At 63.1% G+C, this 2293-nt stretch carries 1 protein-coding gene; it reads right to left on the reverse strand.

Features of this window, described 5'->3' with window-relative positions:
- Positions 1-2293 (reverse strand): RHS repeat protein (locus AACQ38_RS23600; protein WP_165579227.1); only part of this gene is annotated, 2293 nt, incomplete at both ends.

The raw sequence follows: 2293 nt of genomic DNA on the forward strand, positions 1-2293 counted from the left end.
TATAAGGACTTACGCCACCCCTTAAGTTTAGCGGATCTGGCGATAAGTACTGGCCTGTTTCCCTCTCGTAATAACGGTGCCGATTATAAAATAAACCGCTTTCCTCGTCTTCGTATTGCCCACAGAACCTGAGATGACACGTCAGGTTCCGCGGGTCATTGACCGTCAGCACCGGCCAGCATTCCGGCTCGCCCCAGGTGAGCAGTCGACCGGCCCAGATCAGTTCCCCTGCTTCGGTCAGAATTTCCCGCACGGTCCCTTGATGGTCACTCACTACATAGTACAGCTGGCCTTTTTCAAACCGGGCCGAAGGGGTCAGGGCACCCGGCTCATACAGCCAGTGAATGCTCTGTTCATACCCGACAGTGCCATCCGCATACACCGGCGTCTCTTCAATCAGCTGCTCGCCGCTCCACTGGTAATCATAGCCGATTATCGCGGTCGGTTTCACCGGCGGTCCGGCGGTGTCTGTCTCCTTCCGCTTGCTAATCCGTCGCCCGAAGGCATCATAGCCATAACGCCAGCGCGTCCCTTCCGGGCTGATAACCCCGGTCAGCCGGTCTTGCGCATCCCAGCGGTAGCGCCAGGTCCGCGGCCGGTAGCCCCGGCGCTGTTCGGTTTTCTCTGTCCGTCGCCCGTTTTCATCGTAACGATAAGCGCAGGCGCCGTGCTGAATCACCCGCCCCGCCTGCTGGGTGTGGTAACTCTGGCGCAGGTCTTGACTGAGCCGTTCCGGCACCCGTTTTTGGTAATGCAGGTGCCGGCCGGCATCATACACAAACTGTTCGTCACAGGCCCGCGGGCCGCCAAACTGCGCGGTCACCACCTGGTCATTGGCATTGTAGCCGTAGCGCGTCTCGTCCCAGCGGGGGTCTTCAATGCAGGCCACGTTGTAGGCCGGGGTGTAATGCCAGTGGCGGGTCACCGCGCTGCCGCGCGGCGGGAAATGCGGGTCGGCCTCGTACAGGGTCTGTTTGAACCAGTCGGAGCTGCGTCCGGCGGTCTGATGGGCCAGCAGCCCCACCGGGGTGTAAGCCTGTGACTGAATAAAACCGGCGGCGCTTTCCCGCGCGATTTCCCGGCCCAGCCCGTCATGCTGCATCTGCAACGGGGCATGGCCGTCAAGCTGCCACTGCATCAGCCGGCCGTTGAGGCCGTAGTACCAGCTGACCGCGGGCAGGGTGTCCACCTGGCGGCCGGCGGGCAGGCCGCTTCGCGGGTCCCACTGATGGCTGACGGCACGCCCGTTAATCGTCTCCTGGGTCAGGCGGCCGGCCTCATCGTATGCAAACGCCACCTCCGCGTCCGGGTTGGTGGCCCGGACCAGCCGTCCCTGCGCGTCGTGGTCGTAGGTGGTGACCGAGCATAACGTGCACCGGTCGGCCTCTTCCTGCCACGCTTCCTGGCGGGTAATGCGGTCGTCGTCGGTGTAACACCAGCGCAGCAGCTGGTGATTGGGGTAACGGGCGGTGAGGCGGCGTCCGGCGGCGTCATACTGATAATGAATGGTCCGGCCGGTAAAATCGGTTTCGCTGATAACCCGGCCGGCCGGGTCACGGGTGTAATGGTAGGTGTCGCCGGTTTCGTTGGTCATGGTTTTCAGGCGGGTCAGCCGGTCGTAGCCAAAGGTCAGGGCGGTGCCATCCGGGCGGGTGAGGTGGCTGAGCCGGTCAAAGGCGTCATAGGTATAGCGGGTGGTCCGGCCTTCTCCGTCGGTCACCGCCGAGACCCGGCGCTCGCTGTCGTAGTCAATCGTCTGCCGGAGGCCGTCCGGTAAGCAAATCTCGCTGACACTGCCCGCCGGGCTGGCATGAAACGGGCTGTGGTGGTAGTGGGTCTGCTGATGTAACGCGTCGGTGACCCGCAGCAGCCGGCCCAGGCCGTCGGTGTCAAACCGGGTCAGGGCACCGTCCGGGGCCTGAATGTCACTGAGCTGTTGCCGTTCATAGCCGTAGCGCCAGGTGCGGCCGTCGGGCAAGACCTGGCGCAGGATTTCCCCGCGCGGGCCGTAACGGGTCTCTTCAACCCGGCCCTGGGGGTCGATAACGCTGGTCAGGTTCCCCTGTGCGCTGTAATGCAGTCGCCAGCGGGCCCCATCCGGCTGAGTGACCCGGGTAAGCTGGCCGTATTCATTGTAATCGTAAGTGGTGATTTCTCCGGTCGGTAACATGACGCCGGTCAGCTCGCCGTAAGGGCTGTATTCATATGTGGTGGTCCGGCCCAGCGGGTCGGTTTCGGCGGTTTTGTGACTGAAATCCCATTCAGTCCGGGTGTCATGGCCGAGCGGGTCGAC

The organism is Photorhabdus sp. RW14-46 (genome assembly GCF_963887965.1).
Classification (GTDB): Bacteria; Pseudomonadota; Gammaproteobacteria; order Enterobacterales; family Enterobacteriaceae; genus Photorhabdus; species Photorhabdus laumondii.